This window comes from Streptomyces endocoffeicus (assembly GCF_016741935.1).
Lineage (GTDB): Bacteria > Actinomycetota > Actinomycetes > Streptomycetales > Streptomycetaceae > Streptomyces > Streptomyces endocoffeicus.
Genome location: NZ_JAERRG010000114.1, coordinates 1 through 2,756 on the forward strand (window position 1 = coordinate 1; position 2,756 = coordinate 2,756).

Sequence of the window (2,756 nt, forward strand, 5' to 3'; positions counted from 1 at the left end):
ACTCCCCGTACGACCACTCCGCACCACCCGCACCAACCACCGCCACCGCCTCCGGGCATGCGGCCGCCCGCTCGTCGAAGAGCTCGCCCAACGGCCGTACAGGAACCTCTCGCTCGGTGGCGTTCCACTCCTCCAGCACCCACGCCCGCTCGCCCGGCCCCAGTACGGCGACCTCACTCACCCGAGCCGCAGGATCCGAAGCGACCTGCTCCAACACCCGCACCAGCCGCTCGGCCAGCCCCTCCACCGTCTGCTCGTCAAAGAGATCGGTGGCATACAGGAACGCACCGTCAATCCCGCCCGGATTGCCGTCACCATCCCGATGCTCGGCCAAATCCAAAGCCAGATCCACCCGTGCCGAAGCCTCCGCCCCCGACTCCAACGGACGCACCCGCAACCCCGGCAGATCCCACAACCGCCCCTCACCCGCAGGCGCCCCCTGAAGCCCCAACGACACCTGAAACAGCGGATTACGCCCCAACGACCGCACAGGGTTGAGATCCTCCACCAACCGCTCAAACGGCACATCCTGATGGGCATACGCGTCCAGATCCGCCTCCCGCACCCGAGACAGCAACTCCACAAAAGTCGGATCGCCACTCACATCACTCCGCAACACCAACGTGTTGACGAAGAACCCCACCAGCCCGTCCAAGGCAGCATCCCCACGCCCCGCCACCGCCGTACCGACCGGAATGTCCTTCCCCGCACCCATCCGCGACAGCAGCAGCGCCAGGGCCGCCTGGACGACCATGAACATCGTGGCCCGCCCGCGCTGGGCGAGCGCCACCAGCCGGGCGTGGACCTGCGGGCTCACCCGGACCGGCATGGAACGGCCACGGAAGGAGGACACGACGGGCCGGGACCGGTCGGTGGGCAGGACGAGCTCCTCCGGTGCGCCGGCCAATGCCTCGCGCCAGTAGCCGAGCTGGCCACTGATCACACTGTCCGGGCCCTCCAGGTCACCCAACACCTCACGCTGCCACAGCGCGTAATCCGCGTACTGCACCGGCAACGGCTCCCAACCGGGAGCGCGGCCCGCCCGCCGGGCCGCATACGCCACCCCGATCTCCCGGCCCAACACACCCATCGACCAGCCATCAACCGCGATGTGATGCGCCACGATCAGCAACACATACTCCGACGGCCCCGTCTCCAACAGCCGCGCCCGCCACGGCAGATCAACGCTCAGATCAAAGCCACGGGCCGAGTGCGCCGTAAGGGCCTGCGGCAACTCCTGCTCCGTCGTTTCCACGACCACGAGCGACGGTCGGCCGGCGCCGTCCGCCAGCACACGCTGGCGCGGCTCGCCGTCGGTCTCGGCCTCGGCCTCGGCCTCGGGAAAGACGGTACGTAAACTCTCGTGCCGGTCGGCGACATCCCCGAGCGCCGCCTCCAGAGCAACCCTGTCGAGCTCGCCGGAAAGCCGGAGCGCCAGCGGCAGGTTGTAGCCCGCGCCTTCCCCCACGCCTTCGAGGCGGTTGAGGAACCACATCCGGCGCTGGGCGTACGACAGGGGTACGGAGTCCGGCCGGGGGCACGGCACCAGCGCGGGGCGGGCCTGGCCGTTCGCGTTGCCTTCTTCCTCGATACGGCGGGAGAGGAGGGCGACCGTGGTGGCGGTGAAGAGCTCACGGATGGTGATCCGGGTGTCGAGCACCGCCCGGACCCGGGCAATGAGCCGCATCGCCAGGAGTGAGTCACCGCCAAGCTCGAAGAAGGAGGCATCAGCGCTGACCCGCTCCACGCCGAGCACCTCGGCGAAAAGCCCACAGAGGATCTCTTCGGTCGGAGTGGCCGGGCCCCGGCCCGCCACGGTGACTGTGGCATCGGGCGCCGGGAGCTTCGCGCGGTCCAGCTTGCCGTTGATCGTCAACGGCAGCGCGTCCAGCACGACGACGGTCGGGACCATGTACTCCGGCAACCGGTCCGCCGCGAACTCCCGCACGGCCGCCACGTCCAGCTCCCCGCTGGGGACCACATACGCGACCAGCCGCTTGTCCCCCGGCCCGTCCTCCCGGACCACCACCGCGACCTGCCCCACACCCTCACAGGCCCCTACCACCGCCTCGATCTCACCGGGCTCAACACGGAAACCACGGACCTTGACCTGCTCATCGACCCGACCCGCGAAGACCAGATCACCATCGGCGGTCCACTTCGCCAGGTCACCACTGCGATACATCCGCCCACCCGGAACAGCGAACGGACACGCGACGAACCGCTCCGCCGATAGCCCCGGCCGACCGATATAGCCCCGGGCCAGACCCGCACCGGCGATATAGACCTCGCCGATCACGCCAACGGGAACCGGCCGAAGGAACGGATCCAGCACAAACACCTTGTTGTTGGGCAGCGGCCGGCCAATAGGGGGCGCAGCCTCCAACCCGGTCTTCAGTGCGGTCGCGGTGGCGGTGGTGATGACGGTGGCCTCGGTCGGCCCGTACGTGTTCCACACCCGCGCACCCGCCGACCACCGCCCGGCCAGCTCCGCACTCAACCGCTCCGCACCCAGCACCCAATTGCCCACACCCGGCACAGCCTTCGGATCCAGCACCCCCAACAGCGACGGCACCACACTCGCCACCCCCACCCCACACCGGCCGACCATCTCCGCCAACGCCTGCGGATCCCTACGCTCCTCCGCACTCGCCACGGCCAAAGTGCCACCAGCCGCAAGCGTGACAACGACATCGAGAACAGCCGCATCGAAGCTGAACGACGCGAACTGCAACGCCACCACACCCGCATCCATC

At 69.0% G+C, this 2,756-nt stretch carries 1 protein-coding gene; it reads right to left on the reverse strand.

Annotated elements, in window-relative coordinates; genetic code table 11:
* Window positions 1-2,740, reverse strand: a 2,740-nt coding sequence (locus JK364_RS54040; protein ID WP_201858820.1) for a condensation domain-containing protein, incomplete at its 3' end; no start/stop codon positions are given.
* Window positions 2,741-2,756: the final 16 nt, after the last annotated feature.